Origin of the sequence: Algibacter lectus, from assembly GCF_900112395.1 — a bacterium.
Classification (GTDB): Bacteria; Bacteroidota; Bacteroidia; order Flavobacteriales; family Flavobacteriaceae; genus Algibacter; species Algibacter lectus.
Window position 1 is genome coordinate 236,768 of sequence record NZ_FOLN01000005.1, and the last position, 23,104, is coordinate 259,871.

The window sequence follows — 23,104 nt, forward strand, 5'->3', positions numbered from 1 at the left end:
TATATTTTGTTATCCTCTGCTTGTTTCAAGATCTTTTTAAAATTATCTTTACATTTAAAAAGTCTGCAAATTTACAATTAATAAGTTATATGATAAAACATGTTACTAGTCAAATAATAAACTATCTCTCAATTAGTTGCGTTGTTTTATTCATTTTTTCATGTGAAAGCGATACAAATACAGCCAAAGACCATCTTGTTTTTCGCTATAATGAGCATAAAAATATAGGATCTCTAGATCCTGCTTTCTCTAAAGACATTGCCGATATTTGGGCAACCAACCAACTATTTAATGGTCTGGTACAAATGGATAACAACTTAAAAGTAATACCATGTATTGCAAAAAACTGGACAATCTCTGAAGATGCAAAAACATATAACTTCAGCCTTAGAAATGATGTCTATTTCCACAAACACGAACTATTTGGCAAAGACTCCACCAGAACCGTTGTTGCTACAGATGTCGCTTATAGCTTAAACAGATTATTAGATAAACAAATTGCATCTCCCGGAAGTTGGATTTTAAATAAAGTAGACCAATTTAATGTGATTAACGATACTACGTTTCAAATTAAATTAAAACAACCATTTCCCGCGTTTTTAGGGTTACTAACCATGAAATACTGCTCGGTTGTGCCTAAGGAAATTGTAGATTTCTATAATTCAGATTTTAGAGCACACCCTATTGGAACAGGGCCCTTTAAATTTAAACGCTGGGAGGAAAATGTAAAGCTAGTTTTTAGAAAAAATGAAAATTATTTTGAAAAAGACCTTGACGGAAAGCAGCTACCTTACCTAGAAGCTGTTGCCATCACCTTTTTACCAGACAAGCAAAGTGAATTTATGCAATTTGCGCAAGGAAACATTGATTTCGTTTCTGGTTTAGATGCCTCATATAAAGATGAAATTTTAACGGCTGATGGTAAATTAAGAGCATCCTACGAAAAAACATCGCGCTTAATTCGTGGTCCATATTTAAATACCGAATACTTAGGGTTTAACTTAGATTCTGAAACCTCGGAAACACAATCAAAACTATTAAGACAAGCCATTAATTACGGCTTCGATAGAAAAAAAATGATGATTTACCTGCGTAACGGTGTTGGAATTCCCGCAAATGGCGGCTTTATACCTAAAGGTTTACCTGGTTACAATGCGACTACAGGTTTTAACTATAAGCCAGAAAAAGCTAAACAATTAGTTGAACAATATAAAAACGAGACCGGTAAACAAAACCCCGAAATTACAATTACAACCATTGGAAACTATTTAAGTTTTTGCGAATACATACAACGTGAACTACAAAAAACGGGACTTATAGTCAACATTGATGTTATACCTGCCGCCACTTTAAAAGATGCTAAAGCGAACAATAAATTAGATTTATTTAGAGCGAGTTGGGTTGCCGATTATCCTGACGCTGAAAATTATTTATCTTTATTTTATAGTAAAAACTTTTCACCAAACGGACCAAATTACACGCACTTTCAAAATCCACAATTCAACTCTTGGTACGAACAAGCTTTTACTGAAACTAATCCGGAAAACAGAGAACAACTTTATTCTAAAATGGATTCATTAGTTATGCAAGAAGCTCCAATTATTCCTTTATTTTATGATGAAGTGGTTCGATTTACAAGGAAAAACGTTCAGCATTTAGGCATAAACCCTATCAACTTACTAGAATTAAAACAGGTGAAAAAATTAAAAGAAAATATTTAGTCTATTTCAACTGGTTTAATTAAAACTTCTTCTAAAACACCAAGAATAAAAAGATATTGTCCCAACTCATATAAAACAAGAAGCGTTGGACCATCAAAGGCAAAACTATTTCCGTAGAGTTTTACAACCAACATACTTTCTGATATCACAAAAAATAACAAGCCTAAAAACACCAAAACATAACTCTTGTAGCAAACAAATTCCTTTCGAACAAAAGCGAATGCTAATAAAACTATAGAAATAAAAAAATAAATAACGATTATTATAAGTTGATCACCTAACTTTTCGTAAACCTCATTAACAAGCACGAACATATACAAACTAAAAAACAACAAGAAAAAGAATATTCTCTTAAAGCTAAAATCATGATTTTTCGCTAACCTCAAGGCATAGAAAAACTTGCCAGCAACAAAAAAAACAAAAGAGAGTAAAAAAAATATTTGATTATTATTCATAAGTGTACCAAAACACCCACCAATAGTAAAAAGAACTAACCCAATAATTACGGCGTTAGATTTTAATTTTGGTACCTTATCATTCTTGTTTACCAAATAGTAAACTAACAACAAGCCTGTTACTAAACTCTTAGATATATGTCGATTAAAGGATGTATCGAGATTTTGTTTAATTAAATTATCCAGCACCACTGCAACCAAAAACACTACAGAAAACAAGTAAATATTTTTAAAAAAAATATTCATATAATATATTAGTTGTCTTATTTTTTTTCAAGATAGGCAATTCCCTACTTATTTCATTTTAAAAACATAGATATCATCGTCTCCTTTTCCGCCTAAGCGTTTCGACGATAAAAAACCAGAAGTATTATTTGCATTCATTATTAAAGACAAATCGTCCTTAACACTATTTAATGGTTTTTCAAGTTTTTCTGCTTTTTCATAAGTACTATCTTCATTAATTTTACATTTATACAAATCGTAACCTCCAAAGCCATTAGGTCTGTTGGATGAAAAATACAATGTATTATCACTAGCTATAAATGGGAACATTTCTTTTCCATAAGAATTCACCTTGGAACCTAAATTTTCTGGTTCACTAAATGTGTTGCCATCTAAAATATCCACCTTAAAAATATCTGAACCTCCTTTTGTAGTAGCCTTACCTCCTTTAATATTTGCGGTAAAAAACAAAGTTTTACCATCGGGACTTAACGCGGGGTGCGCATAAGAAAACCGAGGTTTACAAAATGGCAAAACTTTAAAATTAGTAAAACCAACACCGGCTTTAAACTCCCCAACTTCTAAATGAAAATTAGTTTCCTTAAACCTAACGTTTGGTTTATTTTTATTGGTATAAACTGTAGTGATATAAATAAGACTTCCGTCTCGAGATAATGTTGCGCTAGTAATTTGCGGTACACCAGCTTTGGGATCGATTTGAACAGTTGATAAGTTTTCAATAGTCTCAGAATTCTTAATCTCACCTTGAAATATTGTTAGTTTTGGCTGGCCTTGAACGCGCTTTACTCTTCCTTTTTTATCAAGTTGAAAAGATGTTACTATAACCGCATCGGCAACTCGCATTAATCCAAAATGAGGATTTTCATTGTTCAAACTTAAATTCTCAACAACATAATTTTCATTTTGAGCTAAAACTATTCCGTTACAAAACAAAAAAACACAGACTACAAATTTCATCATAAAAAACTGATATTTAAACAAATATACAAATACCTGTGTAATTCAAAAGTTTACAAAAAAACTTCGTCTGTTTATTTTAAAACATAAATCTATTCTCTTCTAAACTTTTTTGTTTCCTCAAAAACATGAGTTAAAATAGCCTCTTCTTGCTCGGTAAATTCAATACCGCGCCTACTCATAACAATTTTAGTTACCTCAAAAGCTTTCTTTGTTAAGTAAGTGGTAAAACCACTGCTTCCGCCCCATGAAAAACTTGGTACAAAATTACGAGGAAACCCCGTTCCAAAAATATTTGCACTAACGCCAACTACAGTCCCGGTATTAAACATGGTGTTTATTCCACATTTACTATGGTCACCCATCATTAAACCACAAAACTGTAAACCTGTTTTAGCAAAACCTTCTGTTTGGTAATCCCATAAGCGCACTTCGGCATAATTATTTTTAAGGTTAGAATTGTTAGTGTCAGCACCTAAATTACACCACTCACCTAATACAGAGTTCCCTAAAAAGCCTTCATGTCCTTTATTAGAATACCCAAAAATAACCGAATTATTAACCTCGCCACCAACTTTACTAAAAGGCCCTACTGTTGTTGGACCATAAATTTTGGCTCCCATTTTAATAGTAGAAGATTCGCATAAAGCAAAAGGCCCACGAATAAGCGCACCTTCCATTATCTCCGCATCTTTAGCAATGTATATAGGTCCGTTTGTAGCGTTCAACGAAACATATTCCAATTTCGCCCCTTCTTCTATAAAAATGTTTTCTGGAGCTATAAGGTTATTGGTTTCCGAGATAGTTTCAGACTTTCTATCTTCTGTAATTAATTCAAAATCGGCCTTGATTGCATCGCCGTTTTTAGAAAAAATATCCCAAGTATTTTCAATTTTTAATACATCGCCATCAAACTCAATGGCTTTGTAGTCATCAAAATCAATATCTTCTTGTCCTTCTACTGCAAAAAAAGCAATAACATCGTCTCCTTGAAAAATAGCTTGATTTTCTTCTAATGTTTTAATTTTAGCAACCAATCCCTCATTTGGCAAGTACGACGCATTAATCATAACATTAACTTCCATCTCCACCATCGGATATTTATCTGCTAAATAATCTTCAGTTACCGTAGTTGTTGTGCAACTTAAATAGCTTTCCCACTTTTCACGAATAGTTAATATGCCTACTCTAATATCTGCAACAGGCCTTGTATAAGTAAAAGGCAATAGATTATTTCTTGAAGGACCGTCAAAAAGTATATAATTCATTTTAAGTATAAAATTAAAAGCTTGCCAACACAAACTTTAATTATGAATTCAAATGTAATTTAAATATAGAAAACAAAAAAGCCTTCCATATTAAATATGAAGGCTTTATATATTAAATGTAGGCTAAATTTATTTTTTAAACTTAGCGTATTTGTTTTTGAACTTGTCAATACGACCAGCTGTATCTACTAATTTAGATTTACCAGTGTAAAAAGGATGAGACGTTCTAGAAATTTCCATTTTTATTAATGGATATTCAACACCGTCAACCTCAATAGTTTCGTTTGTATTTGCTGTAGATTTTGTTAAAAACACATCTTCGTTAGACATATCTTTAAACGCTACTAATCTATAATTTTCTGGGTGTATACCTTTTCTCATCGCTAAATGCTTTTTATTCTTTTCAATTTTGGAAGTGCAAATTTAAGTAAATTTTATAAATTCACAATCTTTTTTGCATTTTATTTTTTACTGGTACAAATGTAACGTTTTAGTATCTTTGAACACTAACAATTCAACTAAAATAATTTAATCAAAATATCATGGAAAAAACTTTAAAATCTATTGCTACTAATTTCGGATTGTATTTAGGAGCTTTTCTAGCGCTAATCACTATAATTCCTTACGCCGTAAATATTGAATTACTTGCTAATACTTGGCTAGGTGCCTTCATTTTAATTGCTATTATTGTTTTCGGAATTGTTTCTGTAGCCAAGGTTAAACAAGCTCAAAACAGTTATGCTACTTTTAAAGAAGCTTTTACAGCCTATTTTATTACTGTTGCCCTAGGGTTACTAATTAGTACTTTAGTATCTTATATATTATTCAATTTTATCGATCCAGAAGCTGCAACCGCTTTAAAAGAGATTACTATTGAAAAAACAGTACAAATGATGGAGGGCTTTAATTCACCAACTGATATTATCGACCAAACCGTTGAAAACATGGAAGCTCAAAACAATTATTCTTTAGCCAACATCGCTAAAGGTTTGGCCGGTTACTTAGTTATGTTTAGTATTATTGGTTTAATAGTTGCGGCAGCAATGAAAAAAAAGAACCCTGACGCAGAATAATTTCAGTATTTTTGAACTTTATTATCTGAAAAAAATTACATGGATATATCAGTAGTTATACCACTACTTAACGAACAAGACTCTTTAACCGAATTGCACGATTGGATTGCTGGCGTTATGCAAAAGCATCAATTTTCGTACGAAATTATTTTTATTGATGACGGAAGTAAAGATGAGTCATGGAATATCATCACCTTACTTTCAACGCAAAATAATAGCGTAAAAGGCATTCGGTTTTTACGGAATTTTGGAAAATCTCAGGCTTTACATGCCGGTTTTGAAAAAGCGGAAGGCGATGTAATTATCACCATGGATGCCGATTTACAAGATAATCCAGACGAAATTCCGGATCTTTATAATATGATTACAAAGGATGGTTTCGATTTGGTTTCGGGCTGGAAAAAGAAACGTTATGACTCTGTAATAGCTAAAAACATTCCATCAAAACTATTTAATTGGGCTGCCAGAAAAACATCGGGAGTAAAACTGAACGATTTTAATTGTGGCTTAAAAGCTTATAAAAAAGAAGTTGTAAAAAACATTGATGTTAATGGCGAAATGCACCGTTATATTCCGGTGCTTTCAAAAAACGCAGGCTTCTCTAATATTGGTGAAAAAGTAGTACAGCACCAAGCCAGAAAATATGGTGAAACTAAATTTGGCATGGATCGTTTTATTCATGGTTTTCTAGATTTAATTACCATTTGGTTTCTATCTCGTTTCGGAAAACGCCCTATGCATCTCTTTGGAGCATTAGGCTTTATAATGTTTGCCATTGGTTTTGCATTTGCAATTTATCTTGGTATTGATAAATTATTTCTAGATCGCGCAGGTAGGTTAATTACGCAACGCCCTCAATTTTATATCGCACTTTCTACCATGATTATTGGTACACAGTTTTTTGTAGCTGGGTTTTTAGGAGAAATTATCTTGAGAAACAGACCAGATAAAAAACGGTATTTAATTAAAGATGAATTAAATTTAAACTAAAATCATTAAGAAATAGTTAAAAACACTTTTAAGAGCATCAAAATTGCCTGTTTTTAAAAATTATTCTTCAACAATTGTTTACTTTTGTTCTCATTTGTTACACAACTAATTATACATATATGATACACATTGAACCAAAAATTTTAGACAGAATAAACGCCTGGTTAACACCAGCTTTTGATGAGGAAACGCAAAAAACTATTAAAGATAGTATTGCAAACAATCCAAAAGATATACAAGAAAGCTTTTATAAAGATTTAGAATTTGGTACAGGTGGTATGCGTGGTATTATGGGGGTTGGTACAAACCGTATTAACAAATATACTTTAGGTAAAAGCACACAAGGTTTAAGTGATTATTTGCATAAATCTTTTCCAGATGAAACACCTAAAGCTGTAATTGCTTACGATTGTAGACACAACAGTAAATCTTTAGCAAAATTAGTTGCCGATGTATTTTCTGCAAATGGTATTCAAGTTTATTTATTTGAAGATTTACGTGCTACACCAGAATTATCTTTCGCAGTAAAACATTTAAACTGTCACTGTGGTATTGTATTAACAGCATCTCACAATCCACCAGAATATAATGGTTACAAAGTATACTGGCAAGATGGTGGGCAATTAGTACCTCCGCATGATGGTGGTGTTATTGGCTTAATTAACGATTTAGATTATGCTGATATTAAGTTTGAGGCAAACAACGATTTAATTCAATATATAGGTAAAGATGTTGACGATGTTTTTATCAACGCATCAGTTCAAAACGGTTCGGTTGGCGCAACTCAAGCCGCTAAAGACGATTTAACTATTGTATTTACATCATTACACGGTACATCAATTACCGCAGTTCCAGAAACATTAAAACGTGCTGGATACAAAAATGTACATATTGTAAAAGAACAAGAAGTGCCAGATGGTGATTTTCCAACAGTAAAATCTCCAAACCCAGAAGAACCTGCTGCTTTAAAAATGGCTTTAGAATTAGCCGATAAAGTAAATGCAGATATCGTTATTGGTACCGATCCAGATTGTGATCGTTTAGGCGTAGCCGTTAGAAATGCTGATGGTGAATTACAATTACTAAACGGAAACCAGACCATGTTAATGATGACGGATTTCTTACTAAAACAATGGAAAGAAGAAGACAGAATTAAAGGTAAAGAATTTATTGCATCTACAATTGTATCTACACCTATGCTAACAAAACTAGCTACATCTTACGGTGTAGAAAGTAAAATTGTTTTAACTGGTTTTAAATGGATAGCTAAATTAATTCACGATTTTCCAAAATTAGATTTTATTGGTGGTGGTGAAGAGAGTTTTGGTTTTATGGTTGGCGATTTTGTTCGCGATAAAGATGCCGTAACCTCTACCCTATTAGCATGCGAAATTGCAGCTATCACAAAATCTAACGGAAGTTCTTTCTTTAATGAATTACTTCAATTATATACAGAACATGGTTTTTACAAAGAGAAATTAATTTCGTTAACCAAGAAAGGTATTGAAGGTGCTGAAGAAATCAAACAAATGATGACGGATGCTCGTAACAACACACTTAAAGTTGTTAATGGTTCTAAAGTTGTAAAATTTGAAGATTACGATTTATCAATTTCAAAAAACATGATTACTGGTGAAGAATCTACAATAGACGTTCCAAAATCTAATGTACTAATTTACTATACTGAAGATGGAAGCCAAGTAGCATTAAGACCAAGTGGAACCGAACCAAAAATTAAGTTCTACGTAAGTGTAAACACAGAGCTAAAAGCTGTTGAAGATTTTAAAACAACCGAAGCTTCATTAGACGCTAAAGCTGAAGACATCTTAAAAAGCATGAACCTTATTTAAGGATCAGAACAATTTAAATAAAACAAGCATCAATTTAGATGAATCATTTTTATAACATACTTCGGTATGCCAAACCATATAAAAATTTCGCCATAGGACACATTATCGCTAATGTGTTTTATGCGTTATTTGGTACACTTTCTTTTATAGCATTAAAGCCTATGCTAGACGTTATTTTCGACGCAAAAAAGGTGGTTCCTACATCAAAACCTGTTTACACAGGCATAATGAAGCTAGGAGAATATGCTGAAAACTATTTAGCGTTCGAAATGAATCAACTAACTGGTGGCGATAATGCCAAAGCATTAGTTTATGTGGTTGGCTTAATAATTGTTATGTTTTTCCTAAAAAATATTGCCGGTTATTTAGCAAATTACTTCTTAGTGTTTTTAAGAAATGGGGTTATTCGAGATTTAAGAAATAGCGTTTACAAAAAAACAATGGAGTTGCCGCTTTCTTATTTTTCAGAACAACGTAAAGGTGACATCCTATCAAGAGTAACTAGTGATGTTTTAGATTTACAATACTCTTTTCTATCGGTTTTAGAATTAATCGTAAGAGAGCCTCTAACTATTATTTTCACACTAATAGCCATGCTATACATTAGTGTAAACTTAACATTATTTGTATTCGTTTTCATCCCTATAATGGGCTTTATTATCTCAAGAATAGGAAAAAGTTTAAAACGAAAATCCGATCGTGTTCAAAAAGAGCAAGGTGTTTTCTTATCTACTTTAGAAGAGACATTAACAGGATTACGTATCATTAAAGGTTTTAGTGCAGAAGACAACTTCAATACAAAGTTTCAAGAATCAACAACTAGATTTTACAACTTCTCAAACAAGCTACTAAATCGTCAAAACCTAGCATCGCCAAGTAGTGAGTTTTTAGGTATTTGTATGATTGCCGTAATTTTATGGTATGGAGGAAACTTAGTATTAAGCGGTAATGCCGATTCCTCATTAACGGGCAGTACCTTTCTTGTTTACATGGGGCTTGCTTATAACATTTTAACACCTGCAAAAGCGATTAGTCGCGGTTTATACAAAATAAAACAAGGTAGCGCTGCTGCGGAAAGAATACAGGAAATTATTGATACACCTAACCCTTTAAAAGATAAAGAAGGTGCTATCGACAAAACGAGTTTCGATTCTGAAATTGAATTCAAAAACATTTCCTTTAAATATCAAGATGATTATGTTTTAAAAGATTTTTCATTAACCATTCCTAAAGGAAAAACCGTTGCTTTAGTAGGCCAATCTGGTAGTGGTAAATCTACAATTGCCAACTTAATCACTCGTTTTTACGATGTAAACAAAGGAGAGATCTTAATAGACAGCATCAACATTAGTGATTTAAAAACAAGTGCTTTACGTGCGCAGTTAGGTATTGTAACACAAGATGCTATTCTATTTAACGAAAGCATAAAAAACAACCTAAAACTAGGTAAACAAAACGCTACCGACGACGAGGTTATTGAAGCCTTAAAAATTGCAAATGCCTGGGAATTTGTAAAAGATTTACCAAATGGTATTGAAACCAATATTGGCGACGCAGGAAACAAGCTTTCTGGCGGACAAAAGCAACGCTTAAGTATTGCGCGCGCTGTACTTAAAAGCCCTCCAATTATGGTGTTAGATGAGGCGACCTCTGCCTTAGACACCGAAAGCGAACGCTTAGTACAAGTTGCTCTAGAAAACATGATGAAAAACAGAACATCTATAGTTATTGCACATAGACTTTCAACCATTCAAAATGCAGATCAAATTGTTGTTTTAAACAAAGGCGAAATAGTAGAGCAAGGTAAACACCAGGAACTTATTGATAAAAATGGCGTTTATAAAAAACTTGTAGATATGCAAAGTTTCGAATAAACTTCAAAAACATGTTGTAAAATATAAAAAGGATAGAGACTTGGGGGTTTCTATCCTTTTTTGTAGGTTAATGCTAGATTTGGGGCATCTAACAACTTAAGCAGGTTTCTGAAGCAAATTTAAGACAATTAATCTTACAAAACAAAATAAATATGCTTTTAATCTAAAATATATGCTTTTTAACGGTAAAAACAAACAAAATCTATAAAAACAGAGCGTTTTATATTTTTAAAAAAAACATTATAACGTATTAAACCTTTTGTATATTTATAAGTCTAAGAAATAAAGAAGTATTAGTGACGGACGAAATACAGCTCATAGAGCAATTAAAATCGGATACCCATAAAGAATCCGCCTTTAGAGAGCTAATAACGCTTTACAAAGAGCGACTGTATTGGCATATTCGAAATATTGTAAAATCGCATGATGATACTGATGATGTATTGCAAAACACCTTTATTAAAATCTATAAAAACATAGGTAATTTTAAAGGTGATAGTAAACTTTTTTCCTGGATGTACCGTATAGCTACTAACGAGTCTATTACGTTTATAAACAAAAATGCTAAACGTTTGCAAACAAGTAACCAGGAAGTACAAGATTCAGCTATTAATAATTTAGCTTCCGATGTTTATTTTGAAGGCGATGCTATTCAATTAAAATTACAGCAAGCCATTGCTACGCTTCCGGAAAAGCAACAATTGGTTTTTAATATGAAATATTTTGAAGACATTAAATATAAAGATATGTCTGAAATTTTAGAAACAAGTGAAGGCGCTTTAAAAGCATCGTACCATTTGGCAGTCAAAAAAATTGAAGCGTTTTTAACCGAAGATTAAACCTTTTAGAAAAACACAAGTCTTAATAATAAGATGAAAACAAATAAAATACATAACGTAACTAATTCAGGCTTAAAAGCTCCCAAAGATTATTTCGATAATCTAGAAGATCGCTTAATGGCTGAAATTAAGCTAAATGAAACCGTGAGTGATTCTGGTTTCAAAGCTCCCGATGGTTATTTCGATACCCTAGAAAGCAGTATTTTAAGTAAAGTTTCAGAAAAAGAAACGACAAAAGTGATTCCTTTGTTCAACAAAAAGAATCTACTTTATTTTTCAAGTATTGCTGCCGCAGTTCTATTATTATTCAATCTTTCAATTTTTGAAAAAGAAACAAGCTGGGACAGTCTAGACACCGAAACCGTAGAGAACTATATTTTAGATGAAAACGTAGGCTCTTATGAAATCGCCTCACTATTATTAGTAGACGATATATCTGAAGATGATTTTGACTCTTTAGAATTTGCAGACGAAGCTATGGAAGGCTATTTTCTAGAAAACACTTCTGTAGAAGATTTAATTATAAAATAACAAAACATGAAAACATACATTTCAACCTTATTCGTACTCTTATTTACCGTAAGTGTATTTGCTCAACATAAAGATCGCGAGCGCATACAAGCGTTAAAAGTATCCTTTATTACCGAAAAGTTAGACTTAACAGCTAAAGAAGCGCAAGCATTCTGGCCTATTTACAATGCCTACGACGAAAAATCTAGAAAATGTAAATATGAAGATATGCGTGGTATTCGTAAAGAAATAAAAGATAATGCAGCTACACTTACTGATGCTAAAGCTGAAGAATTATTAGAGAAATTTGTACAGGCCGAAAACACATTGCACCAAGAGCGCGTTAACCTTATTGTTAACTTAAAGAAAATAATTTCTCCAAAAAAGATAATTTTACTAAAAGCTACAGAAGATGATTTTAACCGCAAATTATTTGACGAATACAAGAAGCGTAAACGCGAAGGAAAGAAGGAATAACATTAAAGATTATACATTAACAATAAAGTCTTTTTCCGAAACTTTATCATAAACATCACGGCTAAAAACATACAATTTGGATGGTTTTTTAGCCGTTCCTTTTTTAGTTTCATTTAATGGAACAATATATATTTTCTTCAATACTTTCTTTCTAAAGTTTCGGTTATCGAGTTCTATTTCTAAAACCGACTCGAAAGCAAATTGCAATTCATTTAAAGTAAATTTATTAGGCATTAAATCGAATATTATGGGCTCTACCATAATTTTCTGTTTTAAATCCTCGTGCGCATCTTTAATAATTTTACTATGATCGAAGCCTAGCTCTGGCAACGCATCGATAGAAAACCACTTAAACTGATCTTCATCAACAATAATGCTTTCTATGGGTTGTGCAAAATAATAAGCAATAGTCATAGATTGCGTTTTTACACCATGGCTACGCACCCAAAGTAAATCTTTATCAGATTTTAATCGTGTTGGATTTCCGTAGGTTCTAAATTGAGTTCTGTTAAATTCATTATACCCCGTAATACCTTCAAAAATTACATTGGCAGACTCCTCTAAGGTTTTACTAATAAAAACACGTCCACCGGTAATCATCCAATCGTCAATAACTGGGTAATTTTCATCAAACATATTCAAGGTTCGCTTTCGCAATAAAACGTTTAAACCCAAATCATTTAATCCAAAAATCACACAATCTACCGATACATTATCTCGCTTCCTAAAATCCATTTTTCACCTTAAAAATTCATCTGTAAAAAAAACAATAAAATATTTTTATATTCTCTAATATACAATGAAACCGCAAATTTTCAATGCAAATCAATATTTTTTTATGTAAATTTAAAAAGAATTTAAACACCCACACAATACCAAAATAAAATGCCCAATTCTTTATATTTAAACATGGAAAATATAGAAGCGATAAAAGAAAACGCTTCTACCCCTCTGTTTGATCGCGACCAAGTTAAAACAAGTATTGCACATATTGGCGTGAGTAATTTCCATCGCTCTCACCAAGCCTATTACATGCACAATTTAATTGAAAAGCATCATGAATTAAGCTATGGTATTTGTGGTATAGATTTATTGGATTCCGATAGAAAAACTTATAATGTTTTAAAAGACCAAGACGGGCTTTACACCCTAATAACCAAAGATGCCACTAGCGTACATAAACCTAAAATAATTGGCTCTATTGTAGAGTATTTTTTTGGACCAGAAAACCCAATGGCGGTTATTGAGCGCTTGGCAAACCCTGATATTAAAATAATTAGTTTAACCATTGCAGAAGATGGTTATCACTTAAATGAAATTACTGGTGAATTTAACCAAAAACATCCTGCAGTAGCAGAAGAAGTTATAAACCCGTTTAACCCGAAAACTGTTTTTGGATACTTAACACAGGCTTTTAAACTTAGAAAACTTCGCGGATTATCTGGTTGCACCATTCTATCTTGCGACAACATTAAGGATAATGGAGACACCATGAAGCTTTCGTTTTTAAATTACGTAAGTAAGAATGAACCCGACTTACTACCTTGGCTAAAAAGCAATACAACCTTTCCAAACACAATGGTTGACAGAATAACACCAGTTACCCACCACAAAGATTTAGATGCGCTAAAAAACGACTATTTAATAGAAGACCAGTGGCCTGTAGTTTGCGAATCTTTTACAGAATGGATTATTGAAGACAACTTCTATAAACAAAAGCCAAATTGGGAACAAGTAGGTGTTCAATTTGTAAAAAATATTGCACCATACCAAAACATGAAATTGCAGCTTTTAAATGCTGGCCATAGTATTTTAGGCGTTTTAGGCACTTTACACGGTTACAAAACAGTACAAGAAGCTGCCAATGATGATGATTTTATTTTATTTCTTGAAACTTTTATGGACCTTGAAGTAACACCAACTTTGGTTGATGCCAAAAACAAAACTATAGAAGAATATAAAACAACTTTAATTTCTCGGTTTAAAAACCCGAATATAAATGATAGTCTGTCTCGGATTTGTAGTGAAAGTTCGGCTAAAATTCCAATTTTTATTTTGTCAACACTAGATATTCAGCTTTCAGAAGAAACAAAAGATTTTAACCACATTGCTTTTGTAATTGCAGCTTGGTGTAAATATAACGATGGTATTGACGACCAAGGCAACCCTTACAACATAAACGATTCTATCAGTAATACACTAATTAGAATGGCAGCACTATCTCAACAAAACCCTATTAAGTTTTTAGAAATAAAATCGATTTTTAAAGACTTAAGTAACCATTCCGTTTTCACGGAAAAGTATTTTAAATATTTAAGCTACCTAAGAACACACAACATTAAAGAAAGCATTATAAACTTCAATGCTAATTTAATTTAACTCTATAAAACGAGAAAAGCTTTATGACCAAATTCATAAAGCTTCTCAAGCACTATTAACAAAAAACAAATTCTTAGCTGTTAATCATTCGCTTTATATCTGTTTCTTTAATTTCGGGATTTGCACCTTCGCTACTTGCTACAATGGCACCAACGGCACAAGCAAAGTTTAAAGCGTCTTGCGGTGCTGTTTTATTTAATAATTGTGTAACAATGGAAGCCAAAAACGAGTCGCCAGCACCAACCGTATCTACAACTGTTACCTCATAACCATCGTTATAATAAAAGGTATTATTAAAATACAAAATAGCGCCTTTACCTCCTTTAGTAACACAAATAGTTTTTGCCTGAGTTTCTTTCGCCATAAACTGAATAGCGTCTTCTAAAACATTAGACTTTAAGCCCAAATCACTTGCTATCTCTAAAATTTCATCGTCGTTAAACTTTACAAAATCAGCCTGACTCATTAAGTATTTTAGTACCTCAGCAGTATAATATGGCTGTCTTAAATTAACATCAAATATTTTATATTTTGCTAATTTCAAAAGCGCATAAAGCGTTTCTCGAGAAACATCACCTCTAGCTATTAAACTACCAAATACAAAGGCATCACCATTAGATACAATCGCTTTTACCTGATCGTTAAGCTCGATTTTATCCCAAGCTCTAGGAAACATAATATCGTAAGAAGCAGAACCTGTTTCATCTAATACTACTTTTACTTTTCCTGTTTTGTGAGTTGAATCTACTTGAACACCATCAACATTTACGCCTTTTGACTTAATGAATTTAACGATCTCCTCGCCATTTTCATCTTCACCAATACGACTAATCATAGACACATTATTTCCAAAAGATTGCAACCTAACTGCAACATTTAATGGAGCGCCTCCAATTTTTTTCATGGTTGGAAAAACATCCCACAAGACTTCTCCAAAACTTGTGATATTTGCCATTTTATATAAAATTTACACGATTAATATTCATTTCTAAAACACATTTTTCGACACCATGCTTTACAATGTCTTTATAAGCGCTAGTATAAGCTTCCGCAAAAAGTTTAGAATCTTTTAATTTTCCGAAAACAGATTCGATTTCTAAAAACGTGGTTGGACAATTTTTAGATTCCTTTGCCTTTTCATTTAAAACAGATGCCATAACATCTTTAACATTTATAGCCTTTCCGTTTTCATCACTACCCAAACTGTAAATAGCCCATGCCGCAGTTACTAAAGCTGCATGCTCAATATGGCCATCTAATTTTAACTGCGCATTTATAGTTGGTAAAATAAATATTGGGAATTTAGCCGAAGTTTCCGAGCAAATTCGATCAATTTGATCCTTAATATAAACATTACCGAAACGTTGTAGTAAAGATACTTCGTAACTTTCTAAATCCACACCTTTTAAGTCACTTAAAATTGGAGCAACTTCTCTACCCATATAAGCTCTTAAAAATGCATTTACACTTGGGTTGTTAGCAGCTTCATCTATAGTATCATACCCCATTAAAGCACCTAGAATTCCTAAAACAGAATGACCAGCATTTAATAACTGAAGTTTCATTTTTTCGTAAGGCTCCACGTTTGGCACAAATTGAGCGCCTACATTTTCCCAGCTTGGTCTTCCTGCAGAAAAATAATCTTCTATAACCCATTGTTTAAAAGGTTCGCAAACTACTGGCCATGCATCATCAATACCAGAAGTTTCTTTTAGGCTTGAAATATCCGAAGGACTTGTTGCTGGCGTAATTCTATCTACCATAGCATTCGGGAAAGATACATGCTCTTCTACCCAAGCAACCAATGCTGGCTCGGCAACGCCTACATAACTTAAAAGCATTTTTTTAGTCATGTGTCCATTACCTTGTATATTATCACAAGACTGAATAGTACAACCTTTTAAGCCACGTTCCTTTCTTAATTTCAACGCCTGCGTTAAGTAACCAAAAATAGTTTTTGGAGCTTCAGCATTAGCTATATCGTGTTGCACTAAAGGGTTTTCAAAATTGAATTCACCTGTTGCCTCATTATAGTTATAACCACCTTCTGTAATTGTTAGACTAATAATTTTAACATCTGGGCTAGCCATTTTTTCAATTACTTTCTTAGGATCTTCTGGCGCATACAGTACCTCAACAATAGAACCAATTACACGCTTAGTAAGCGTACCATCTAGCTCTTTTACAACTAGAGTGTATAGGCCATCTTGTTCCTTTAAAGTATTATATATTTTAGCATCAAAATCTAGCAATGCTACACCACAAATACCCCAATCTGCATTCGATTCATCATGCAATAATTGATCGGTATAAAACGCCTCATGCGATCTATGAAACCCACCAATACCAACATGTACAATTCCAGTTTTCACATTATTCCTGTTATATTTAGGAATAGAAACCTCACCCTCAAACCTTGATAGGTTCTGGTTATTTAATTTATAACTTGTCATTTTTTCTAAGTATTATATGATATTATTTGCTATCGAAACGTTGAAGTAACACAGCAAAAATAATGATAGCTCCTTTTACAACTTGCTGCGGATAAGATGGTACATTTAAAAGGTTTAGAATATTTCCTATTAAACCTAAAATAAGCACACCCATTAAGGTATTTATCGCGGTACCTTTTCCGCCATTTAAACTTGCTCCACCAATTACAACGGCAGCGATAGCATCTAACTCCCAAGCCATCCCCATGTTAGGCGACCCTAAGTTGGTTCTTGATGCTACAATTACAGCAGCAGTTGCTGCTAAAGCTCCAGAGATAGCATAGACTAAAAACTTGTATTTATTAACTTTTATACCAGATAAACGCGATGCTTCTTCATTACTTCCAATAGCAATTATTAATCGTCCAAAGACGTTGTAACGCAACATAACCATAGCTAAAATCACAATTAAAAAGAATACAATGGCAATATTTGGAATACCTAATGTAGAATTATTTGCAAAGTTAGACATAAACTCTCCTCCTGGAGTTTTGAAAGTAATTGGAGATCCTTTAGAATAGATAAACCCTAATCCTCTAGCAATCGTCATTAAAGCCAAAGTAGCGACAAAGGGTGCCATTTTTTGAAATGCGACCAAATATCCGGCAATACTCCCTAAGGCAAAACCAATAACAATAGTTAGTACAATTGCCAATGGTAGCACCACAATATTAACTAGAATTGCAAAGGTAACCGCCAGTAAAGCTACCATAGAACCCACAGATAAATCGATTCCTCCGGTTAAAATAACAAGCAACATACCGATACTAATAATACCTATACCCGAAACTTGTTTTAATAAATTTGAAAGATTTGTTGATGTAAAAAATACATCCGAAATTAATGCTGAAAAAACAACCAGCAATATGAAAATGAAAATTGTATTATGTTTTACGAGAAACTTAAGTATACCGCCAGGGCTACTAAGTTGTTGTTTTATTGTTAATGCCATGATTTTTGTTTTTTGTTATAGTTTTGTTAGACTACTTGTTTAAGTTTTTCGCCAATAGAATAGCGTAAAATGTTTTCTTCGGAAAATTCTTCTTTGGTTAACTCTCCGTAGAATGTACCTTCGTGCATCACTAAAATACGATCTGCTATCCCCATAATTTCAGGCATATCAGAAGAGATTACTACAACTCCAACGCCTTTTTTAGCAACTTCATTAATAAGATTATAAATTTCAATTTTCGCCCCAACATCAACGCCACGTGTAGGCTCGTCAATAAAAATAACTTTACTGTCTATACTTAACCATTTTGCTAAAGCCACCTTTTGTTGGTTTCCACCACTTAGGTTTTTAACATCGACCTCTGAACTTGGAGTTTTTATATTTAATTTTTCAATTAAACCTAACACATTTTTATACTCATCGTCCACATTAATAAAGCCTAGCTTTCCTGAAATACCTGCAAAATTGGTTACACTAATATTTCGTCTAATGGACAATGGTAAAAACACACCGTCTTCTTTTCTATCTTCTGAAACAAAACCAATTTGGTGTCCAACAGCACATACTGGTGAATTTGTTTTTATTTCTTTTCCGTTTAAAATTAAAGTTCCCGATTTTTTCTTGTGAGCTCCAAAAATAAGTTTTGCGGTTTCCGTTCTCCCACTTCCTCCTAAACCTGCAATTCCAAGCACTTCACCAGGACGTACCGAGAATGATACATCGTGAACTAAAGTATCTTTTGCTGTTAAGTTTTTAACTTCAAATACAGGAACATCTCCTATTTTCACATCACGTGTTGGATATAAATCTTTCAATTCTCTACCAATCATTAAACGAATTACTCCATCCGTATTTGTATCTTTAACAGCCATACTTCCAGTATCTACACCATCTCTAAGTACGGTAACAGAATCTGCAATTTTAAAAATCTCATCTAAATGATGCGAAATGTAAATAATAGAAATTCCCTTATCTCTAAGCTTAAAAAGGTTATCGAATAATTTTTTAGTATCCGTTGGATCGAAAACCGTTGTAGGCTCATCTAGCACCAAAACTTTAGTGTCTTCAGAAAGTGCTTTGGCAATTTCAACCACTTGCTTTTGCACAATACTTAAGTTTCTTACGGTTGCAGATGCATCAATATCAAACCCTAAAGAATCTATTAATTCTTGAGCATCTTTAGTAATTTGCTTCCAGTTCATCCAAAATTTACTTGCACCAAGTTTGTGCAGATATATGTTTTCGGCTACCGATAAATCGTTTACTAAAGATAATTCTTGATACACAACACTAATACCTAAAACCTGCCCGTCGTGAGTGTTTTTAGGACTAATTTCTTCACCATCTAAAATTACTTTTCCAGAATCTTTTTGATGCACACCACTAAGGATTTTAACCAAAGTAGATTTACCCGCACCATTTTCGCCAAGTAAAGCGTGGATTTCTCCAGGCTTTACTCTTAAATTTACATTTTCTAGTACTGAAACAACACCAAAACTTTTTGATATTCCGGTCATTTCAAGACGGTATTCATTATCTGAATTATGCATATCAATAAAATTTTAAAAGATTAAAATAATGCTTTTGGATCGTAGTACTTAGCAGCGTTTTCTTTTGTAATTAGTAAAGGCGCTGTGAAAGATGTTTTTTGGAAATCTCTTTTTCCGTTGATATATTCAATAGCATATTGAACAGCATTTTTACCAATTTGCACTGGGCTATTCATTGCTGTACAACCGTAAAAATCGGTATCCATAATATACTTAATAGCCTCTTTTTGTCCGTCTGCACCAGCTACAATTAAAATATCGTCTGTTTTACCAGCTTGAGCAATTGCTTTAATAGCTCCTAATACACAAACATCAGATTCTGTAATTACTACATTAATATCTGGGTGCGCTACTAAAATATCTTCCATAGCTTTTAAACCACCAGCATAAGACCACTCTGTATAAGCTTGCGTTTTTACATTTAAATCTATTTTACCTTGCGTTCTTAATTGCTCTTCTGTAATACCTTGCAATAAACCTTGCTTGCGAGTTCTTCCAACAGGGTTACCAGCGTTACCACTTAATAAAGCAATATTCATTGTTTTGTTTCCCATTTTTTTAACTAACCACTCACCTGCTAATTCTCCGTTTGCTAAATTGTTAGACTGTATAGTTGTAACATAGTCTGCGGAAGGATTTATAGAACTATCAATAATAAAAACAGGAATACCTGCAGCTTTTGCTGCTCTTGTAACACCTACTAAAGCATCAGGATCTTTTGGGTTTAGCAATAAAGCGTCAACACCTTTAGTAATTAAATCTTCAACAGCTGCAACTTGTTTGTTAATATCATCTTGACCATCGGCAGATAAAAATACCATACCATTTTTTTCTGTATTAGCTTTTATACTTTGTAATAAAGCTTGATAATAAGGAGCATTTAAAGATGGTGTACAATACCCAATTTTCATTCCAGTTAAATCTACATTACTTGCTACAGTAACACCTGTATCTTCTGCAGAATTTACAGTGGCACTTGTAGAACCTGTTTGCTCTACACAACTAGATAAATTAAATATTAATGCAAGCACCATTAATGGCTTTAAACATTGCTTTAGAACCGAAGTTTTGTTTTTTGTTTTCATAATGAACGTTTTAAAGAATTATTTTGTTTAGTTATTGGTTATTAAAATATTGTAAAATCTACTTGAAGTACCGTTTTCTCTTTTTCTGGATTCCACATAGCAGTTACTCCAATTGGTAAATTATAAGTACCTAATTTAACATTTTTATTGAAGGTTGCCCCTACATTTATTAAATTACCAGCTCCTTCGGTATAAAAAGTTTTATCTGTTACAAAAGACCATGCGCCTCCTGCGAAAAGTGATAAGCTAGAATCTCCCTTTTCCCAAACCTTACTACTCACCTCAAAGTAATGCGTCCAAGAGTCTTCTAAAGAACCATCAGTTTGCACTTCGTAGTCTCCAGAACCACCACCAAGAACGGTAGCAAAGTATAATAACGTGTTTGGCGTAACATTGTAACCAAAGTTAAGATCTACAAAGTTATACCCTTGTGTCTTATCATAACTCCAGTAATGTAACACATCACCACGCTCTTCTACACCTGTATAGTTATTATGAGTAACCGCTTCGATAAAGAACTTATCAGAAAAACGATATTTTGTATAAATAGAAAATTCTTGATAGTGAGCACCAACATTTTCACCTGTAATTTTATTAGTGACATCTACTGTTGTTAAACTCGCACCGCCCCAAACACCAAAAGTGAATTTAGCATCTCTTGAATTAAACTCCAAATTAGTAGCAAGCATAGCACCTGGGTGCACAACAAACCCATGCCATAAGTGCATGTTTTTTAAATGAGCACCAGCTGTAAAAGCTTTATAATCATCGTTTACTACATCGTCTTGTCCCTGTACAGAGTTAAAACCTAAAAAAAGCACAGCTAGTAAAATAGCTTTAATAGAAGATAAATTAGAATGGTTACTAATTCTTTGAAGTGGTAGTTTCATAATTTCAGTATTTAGTTTAGTTTTTTTTAATAACGTACTTTGGACGTTTATTTTTTCAAATATATATAATTATATTTAATATTTCCAAATAAAAAATAAAACAATACACTACAAAACAGATGATTACAGTGTTATTATTGCGTTAAACAAACCAAAACCCTTTACAAATAAGAGGTTTAACGTATTTATAACGCTTGTAAATAAAATAAGAAAAATTTAAAAAAAATAGTAGAATTTTACCGAATTCTAAATAAATGAAGTAAAATTCATAAGACTTGACAATTCCCAAGATAAACAAAAAATATTATTTTTCCTACAAATACATTTCTAAAATGAAGACAATCTACTATTTAAAATGAAGTTTAGATACTCTTCCCGCTCCAGCAGCATAAGCGATTGAATCGCTAACAAAGCGTATAGTATAAAAACCATCATCACTAACATGTTTCCAAGTATCACCGGCATCATTAGAAATATCGATACCTTTAAAACCTACTGCAACCAATTTTTTCCCGTTAGACTGAGGAACATATTGCACACAACTCCGGTATCCAGGGTTTGCTCCACTAGCAACAACCTGCCATGTTTTACCTCCATCGGACGTTCTAATTTTATTAGCAACATTAGCTTCAGGCTTCGTGTAATCGCCACCAATAGCAAAACCATGCTGGGCATCATAAAAATCTATTGAGTACATCCCTGTAGTTTCTGCGCCTTGTATAATAGGAGTTTCAAAAGCTTGCCATGTTTTTCCTTTATCCGGAGAATACAATATTCTACTCGACTTTCCTCCTGTTGCAACCCAAGTATGTTTACCTACAATAGAAATGTTGGTGTCGCTGGCAGCAAAAGCAGCTTCACCTTCTTTAGCTTTTGGTAAATTTTCGCATGGAATTTTAGACCAACTATTTCCTCCGTCTCTAGTAACTATAATACTTAAACATGTATTGGTAGGATCTCCAATAGCAACACCTTCTTGGTCGTTCCAAAAATCTAGAGCATCGTAAAATGCTTTTGAATGGTTTTCTTGATAAACAAGCCGCTTCTCGTCGTTTTTAACTTCATACAATCTTGCCGGACTCTCAATAGATAATCCGAAACCGTTTTTTGAAGTTACAGCTAAAGATCTAAAATTGTTTTTAATTGAATCTGGCGCTACAGCAATCGGGTAAACAATATTTAATCTTTTATCAGTATCACTATTATAAATATGTCCTGCTTTTCCGTTTGAAGTTAAAAAGAAAACCCCATTATTTTCCTTAACAATTTCTAACGCTCTAACGTTTAAAAGTGAATCTACTAACAAATGCCTAACCACAACGGTACTAAATTGTTTTTCTGGTAACTGATAATGGTTTCCACAAGACAACAAACTAAGTAACACTAAAACAATAAGGCTCATATTTTTCATAGGTACAAATTTAGTCAAAAATTAAAAAGGCTCCAGCTTTACGCGTGGAGCCTTTAGAGCTATTAAACAAAATTTAACCTACTAT

General features: G+C 32.9%; 21 protein-coding genes. 9 read left to right on the forward strand and 12 right to left on the reverse strand.

Going from position 1 to position 23,104, the window contains the following annotated elements; all coding sequences use genetic code 11:
• Nucleotides 1–89 precede the first annotated feature (89 nt).
• On the forward strand, nucleotides 90–1,721 hold the full coding sequence (locus BM246_RS10895) for an ABC transporter substrate-binding protein (protein WP_074937989.1): 1,632 nt from the start codon (nucleotides 90–92) through the stop codon (nucleotides 1,719–1,721).
• On the opposite strand, the gene BM246_RS10900 is transcribed toward BM246_RS10895, so the two are convergent.
• The 4 genes from BM246_RS10900 to BM246_RS10915 all read right to left on the reverse strand — a co-directional run bounded on the left by BM246_RS10900 (nucleotide 1,718) and on the right by BM246_RS10915 (nucleotide 5,028).
• Nucleotides 1,718–2,422, reverse strand: a complete 705-nt coding sequence (locus BM246_RS10900) for a lysoplasmalogenase family protein (protein ID WP_074937852.1) — start codon at nucleotides 2,420–2,422, stop codon at nucleotides 1,718–1,720. The two genes, BM246_RS10895 and BM246_RS10900, sit on opposite strands and share 4 nt — an antisense overlap.
• 48 nt (nucleotides 2,423–2,470) lie before the next feature.
• Nucleotides 2,471–3,382 (reverse strand): TolB family protein, encoded by a 912-nt coding sequence (locus BM246_RS10905; protein WP_083415780.1) that lies wholly within the window; start codon nucleotides 3,380–3,382, stop codon nucleotides 2,471–2,473.
• Nucleotides 3,383–3,471: 89 nt separating this feature from the next.
• Nucleotides 3,472–4,647: a GlmU family protein gene (locus BM246_RS10910; protein ID WP_042505825.1), complete on the reverse strand. Its 1,176-nt coding sequence runs from the start codon at nucleotides 4,645–4,647 to the stop codon at nucleotides 3,472–3,474.
• A gap of 129 nt (nucleotides 4,648–4,776) precedes the next feature.
• Complete coding sequence (locus BM246_RS10915) at nucleotides 4,777–5,028, reverse strand: type B 50S ribosomal protein L31 (RefSeq protein ID WP_042495792.1); 252 nt, start codon at nucleotides 5,026–5,028, stop codon at nucleotides 4,777–4,779.
• A 161-nt stretch (nucleotides 5,029–5,189) separates the two neighbouring features.
• Here BM246_RS10915 and BM246_RS10920 point away from each other — a divergent pair, with 161 nt between their 5' ends.
• From BM246_RS10920 to BM246_RS10950, 7 genes are all read left to right on the forward strand, one after another.
• Nucleotides 5,190–5,720: a DUF4199 domain-containing protein gene (locus BM246_RS10920; RefSeq protein WP_042495793.1), complete on the forward strand. Its 531-nt coding sequence runs from the start codon at nucleotides 5,190–5,192 to the stop codon at nucleotides 5,718–5,720.
• Nucleotides 5,721–5,759: 39 nt separating this feature from the next.
• The gene (locus tag BM246_RS10925) at nucleotides 5,760–6,710 is read left to right on the forward strand and encodes a glycosyltransferase family 2 protein (protein ID WP_042505827.1); all 951 of its coding nucleotides are present in this window, start codon (nucleotides 5,760–5,762) and stop codon (nucleotides 6,708–6,710) included.
• Nucleotides 6,711–6,829: 119 nt separating this feature from the next.
• Complete coding sequence (locus tag BM246_RS10930) at nucleotides 6,830–8,560, forward strand: phospho-sugar mutase (RefSeq protein WP_175489796.1); 1,731 nt, start codon at nucleotides 6,830–6,832, stop codon at nucleotides 8,558–8,560.
• Between the two features lie 38 nt (nucleotides 8,561–8,598).
• Nucleotides 8,599–10,434 (forward strand): ABC transporter ATP-binding protein, encoded by a 1,836-nt coding sequence (locus BM246_RS10935; RefSeq protein ID WP_042505828.1) that lies wholly within the window; start codon nucleotides 8,599–8,601, stop codon nucleotides 10,432–10,434.
• 296 nt (nucleotides 10,435–10,730) lie between these two features.
• Nucleotides 10,731–11,273, forward strand: coding sequence for an RNA polymerase sigma factor (locus BM246_RS10940; RefSeq protein WP_074937858.1), 543 nt, complete (start codon nucleotides 10,731–10,733; stop codon nucleotides 11,271–11,273).
• A 33-nt stretch (nucleotides 11,274–11,306) separates the two neighbouring features.
• Entirely contained in the window at nucleotides 11,307–11,804 is a 498-nt protein-coding gene (locus tag BM246_RS10945; RefSeq protein ID WP_074937861.1) for a hypothetical protein, read from the forward strand.
• A gap of 6 nt (nucleotides 11,805–11,810) precedes the next feature.
• On the forward strand, nucleotides 11,811–12,260 hold the full coding sequence (locus BM246_RS10950) for a Spy/CpxP family protein refolding chaperone (RefSeq protein ID WP_074937863.1): 450 nt from the start codon (nucleotides 11,811–11,813) through the stop codon (nucleotides 12,258–12,260).
• Between the two features lie 9 nt (nucleotides 12,261–12,269).
• Here BM246_RS10950 and BM246_RS10955 read toward each other — a convergent pair whose 3' ends face one another.
• Nucleotides 12,270–12,995 (reverse strand): NUDIX hydrolase, encoded by a 726-nt coding sequence (locus tag BM246_RS10955; protein WP_074937865.1) that lies wholly within the window; start codon nucleotides 12,993–12,995, stop codon nucleotides 12,270–12,272.
• 174 nt (nucleotides 12,996–13,169) lie between these two features.
• Here BM246_RS10955 and BM246_RS10960 point away from each other — a divergent pair, with 174 nt between their 5' ends.
• On the forward strand, nucleotides 13,170–14,639 hold the full coding sequence (locus BM246_RS10960) for a mannitol dehydrogenase family protein (RefSeq protein ID WP_231961845.1): 1,470 nt from the start codon (nucleotides 13,170–13,172) through the stop codon (nucleotides 14,637–14,639).
• A gap of 73 nt (nucleotides 14,640–14,712) precedes the next feature.
• Here the strand turns inward: BM246_RS10960 and BM246_RS10965 are convergent, their stop codons facing one another.
• The 7 genes from BM246_RS10965 to BM246_RS10995 form a co-directional block, all read right to left on the reverse strand.
• Nucleotides 14,713–15,594: a carbohydrate kinase family protein gene (locus BM246_RS10965; RefSeq protein ID WP_074937867.1), complete on the reverse strand. Its 882-nt coding sequence runs from the start codon at nucleotides 15,592–15,594 to the stop codon at nucleotides 14,713–14,715.
• A 1-nt stretch (nucleotide 15,595) separates the two neighbouring features.
• Complete coding sequence (locus BM246_RS10970) at nucleotides 15,596–17,092, reverse strand: mannitol dehydrogenase family protein (RefSeq protein WP_074937870.1); 1,497 nt, start codon at nucleotides 17,090–17,092, stop codon at nucleotides 15,596–15,598.
• Nucleotides 17,093–17,114: 22 nt separating this feature from the next.
• Nucleotides 17,115–18,083: an ABC transporter permease gene (locus BM246_RS10975; protein WP_074937873.1), complete on the reverse strand. Its 969-nt coding sequence runs from the start codon at nucleotides 18,081–18,083 to the stop codon at nucleotides 17,115–17,117.
• 26 nt (nucleotides 18,084–18,109) lie between these two features.
• On the reverse strand, nucleotides 18,110–19,633 hold the full coding sequence (locus BM246_RS10980; RefSeq protein WP_074937875.1) for a sugar ABC transporter ATP-binding protein: 1,524 nt from the start codon (nucleotides 19,631–19,633) through the stop codon (nucleotides 18,110–18,112).
• Nucleotides 19,634–19,653: 20 nt separating this feature from the next.
• Complete coding sequence (locus BM246_RS10985; protein ID WP_042495808.1) at nucleotides 19,654–20,718, reverse strand: substrate-binding domain-containing protein; 1,065 nt, start codon at nucleotides 20,716–20,718, stop codon at nucleotides 19,654–19,656.
• A 41-nt stretch (nucleotides 20,719–20,759) separates the two neighbouring features.
• Nucleotides 20,760–21,608 (reverse strand): hypothetical protein, encoded by an 849-nt coding sequence (locus tag BM246_RS10990; protein WP_083415781.1) that lies wholly within the window; start codon nucleotides 21,606–21,608, stop codon nucleotides 20,760–20,762.
• Nucleotides 21,609–21,954: 346 nt separating this feature from the next.
• Nucleotides 21,955–23,019: a WD40/YVTN/BNR-like repeat-containing protein gene (locus BM246_RS10995; RefSeq protein WP_074937877.1), complete on the reverse strand. Its 1,065-nt coding sequence runs from the start codon at nucleotides 23,017–23,019 to the stop codon at nucleotides 21,955–21,957.
• Nucleotides 23,020–23,104 lie beyond the last annotated feature (85 nt).

Excerpts from the sequence above, each read along its gene's own strand:
- BM246_RS10945 (WP_074937861.1), top strand. The coding sequence starts at position 11,307 with ATGAAAACAAATAAAATACATAACGTAACTAATTCAGGCTTAAAAGCT.
- BM246_RS10980 (WP_074937875.1), bottom strand. The coding sequence starts at position 19,633 with ATGCATAATTCAGATAATGAATACCGTCTTGAAATGACCGGAATATCA.
- BM246_RS10970 (WP_074937870.1), bottom strand. The coding sequence starts at position 17,092 with ATGACAAGTTATAAATTAAATAACCAGAACCTATCAAGGTTTGAGGGT.
- BM246_RS10905 (WP_083415780.1), bottom strand. The coding sequence starts at position 3,382 with ATGATGAAATTTGTAGTCTGTGTTTTTTTGTTTTGTAACGGAATAGTT.
- BM246_RS10960 (WP_231961845.1), top strand. The coding sequence starts at position 13,170 with ATGGAAAATATAGAAGCGATAAAAGAAAACGCTTCTACCCCTCTGTTT.
- BM246_RS10930 (WP_175489796.1), top strand. The coding sequence starts at position 6,830 with ATGATACACATTGAACCAAAAATTTTAGACAGAATAAACGCCTGGTTA.
- BM246_RS10990 (WP_083415781.1), bottom strand. The coding sequence starts at position 21,608 with ATGAAACTACCACTTCAAAGAATTAGTAACCATTCTAATTTATCTTCT.
- BM246_RS10950 (WP_074937863.1), top strand. The coding sequence starts at position 11,811 with ATGAAAACATACATTTCAACCTTATTCGTACTCTTATTTACCGTAAGT.
- BM246_RS10985 (WP_042495808.1), bottom strand. The coding sequence starts at position 20,718 with ATGAAAACAAAAAACAAAACTTCGGTTCTAAAGCAATGTTTAAAGCCA.
- BM246_RS10935 (WP_042505828.1), top strand. The coding sequence starts at position 8,599 with ATGAATCATTTTTATAACATACTTCGGTATGCCAAACCATATAAAAAT.
- BM246_RS10955 (WP_074937865.1), bottom strand. The coding sequence starts at position 12,995 with ATGGATTTTAGGAAGCGAGATAATGTATCGGTAGATTGTGTGATTTTT.
- BM246_RS10895 (WP_074937989.1), top strand. The coding sequence starts at position 90 with ATGATAAAACATGTTACTAGTCAAATAATAAACTATCTCTCAATTAGT.
- BM246_RS10910 (WP_042505825.1), bottom strand. The coding sequence starts at position 4,647 with ATGAATTATATACTTTTTGACGGTCCTTCAAGAAATAATCTATTGCCT.
- BM246_RS10965 (WP_074937867.1), bottom strand. The coding sequence starts at position 15,594 with ATGGCAAATATCACAAGTTTTGGAGAAGTCTTGTGGGATGTTTTTCCA.
- BM246_RS10995 (WP_074937877.1), bottom strand. The coding sequence starts at position 23,019 with ATGAAAAATATGAGCCTTATTGTTTTAGTGTTACTTAGTTTGTTGTCT.
- BM246_RS10915 (WP_042495792.1), bottom strand. The coding sequence starts at position 5,028 with ATGAGAAAAGGTATACACCCAGAAAATTATAGATTAGTAGCGTTTAAA.
- BM246_RS10975 (WP_074937873.1), bottom strand. The coding sequence starts at position 18,083 with ATGGCATTAACAATAAAACAACAACTTAGTAGCCCTGGCGGTATACTT.
- BM246_RS10900 (WP_074937852.1), bottom strand. The coding sequence starts at position 2,422 with ATGAATATTTTTTTTAAAAATATTTACTTGTTTTCTGTAGTGTTTTTG.
- BM246_RS10920 (WP_042495793.1), top strand. The coding sequence starts at position 5,190 with ATGGAAAAAACTTTAAAATCTATTGCTACTAATTTCGGATTGTATTTA.
- BM246_RS10925 (WP_042505827.1), top strand. The coding sequence starts at position 5,760 with ATGGATATATCAGTAGTTATACCACTACTTAACGAACAAGACTCTTTA.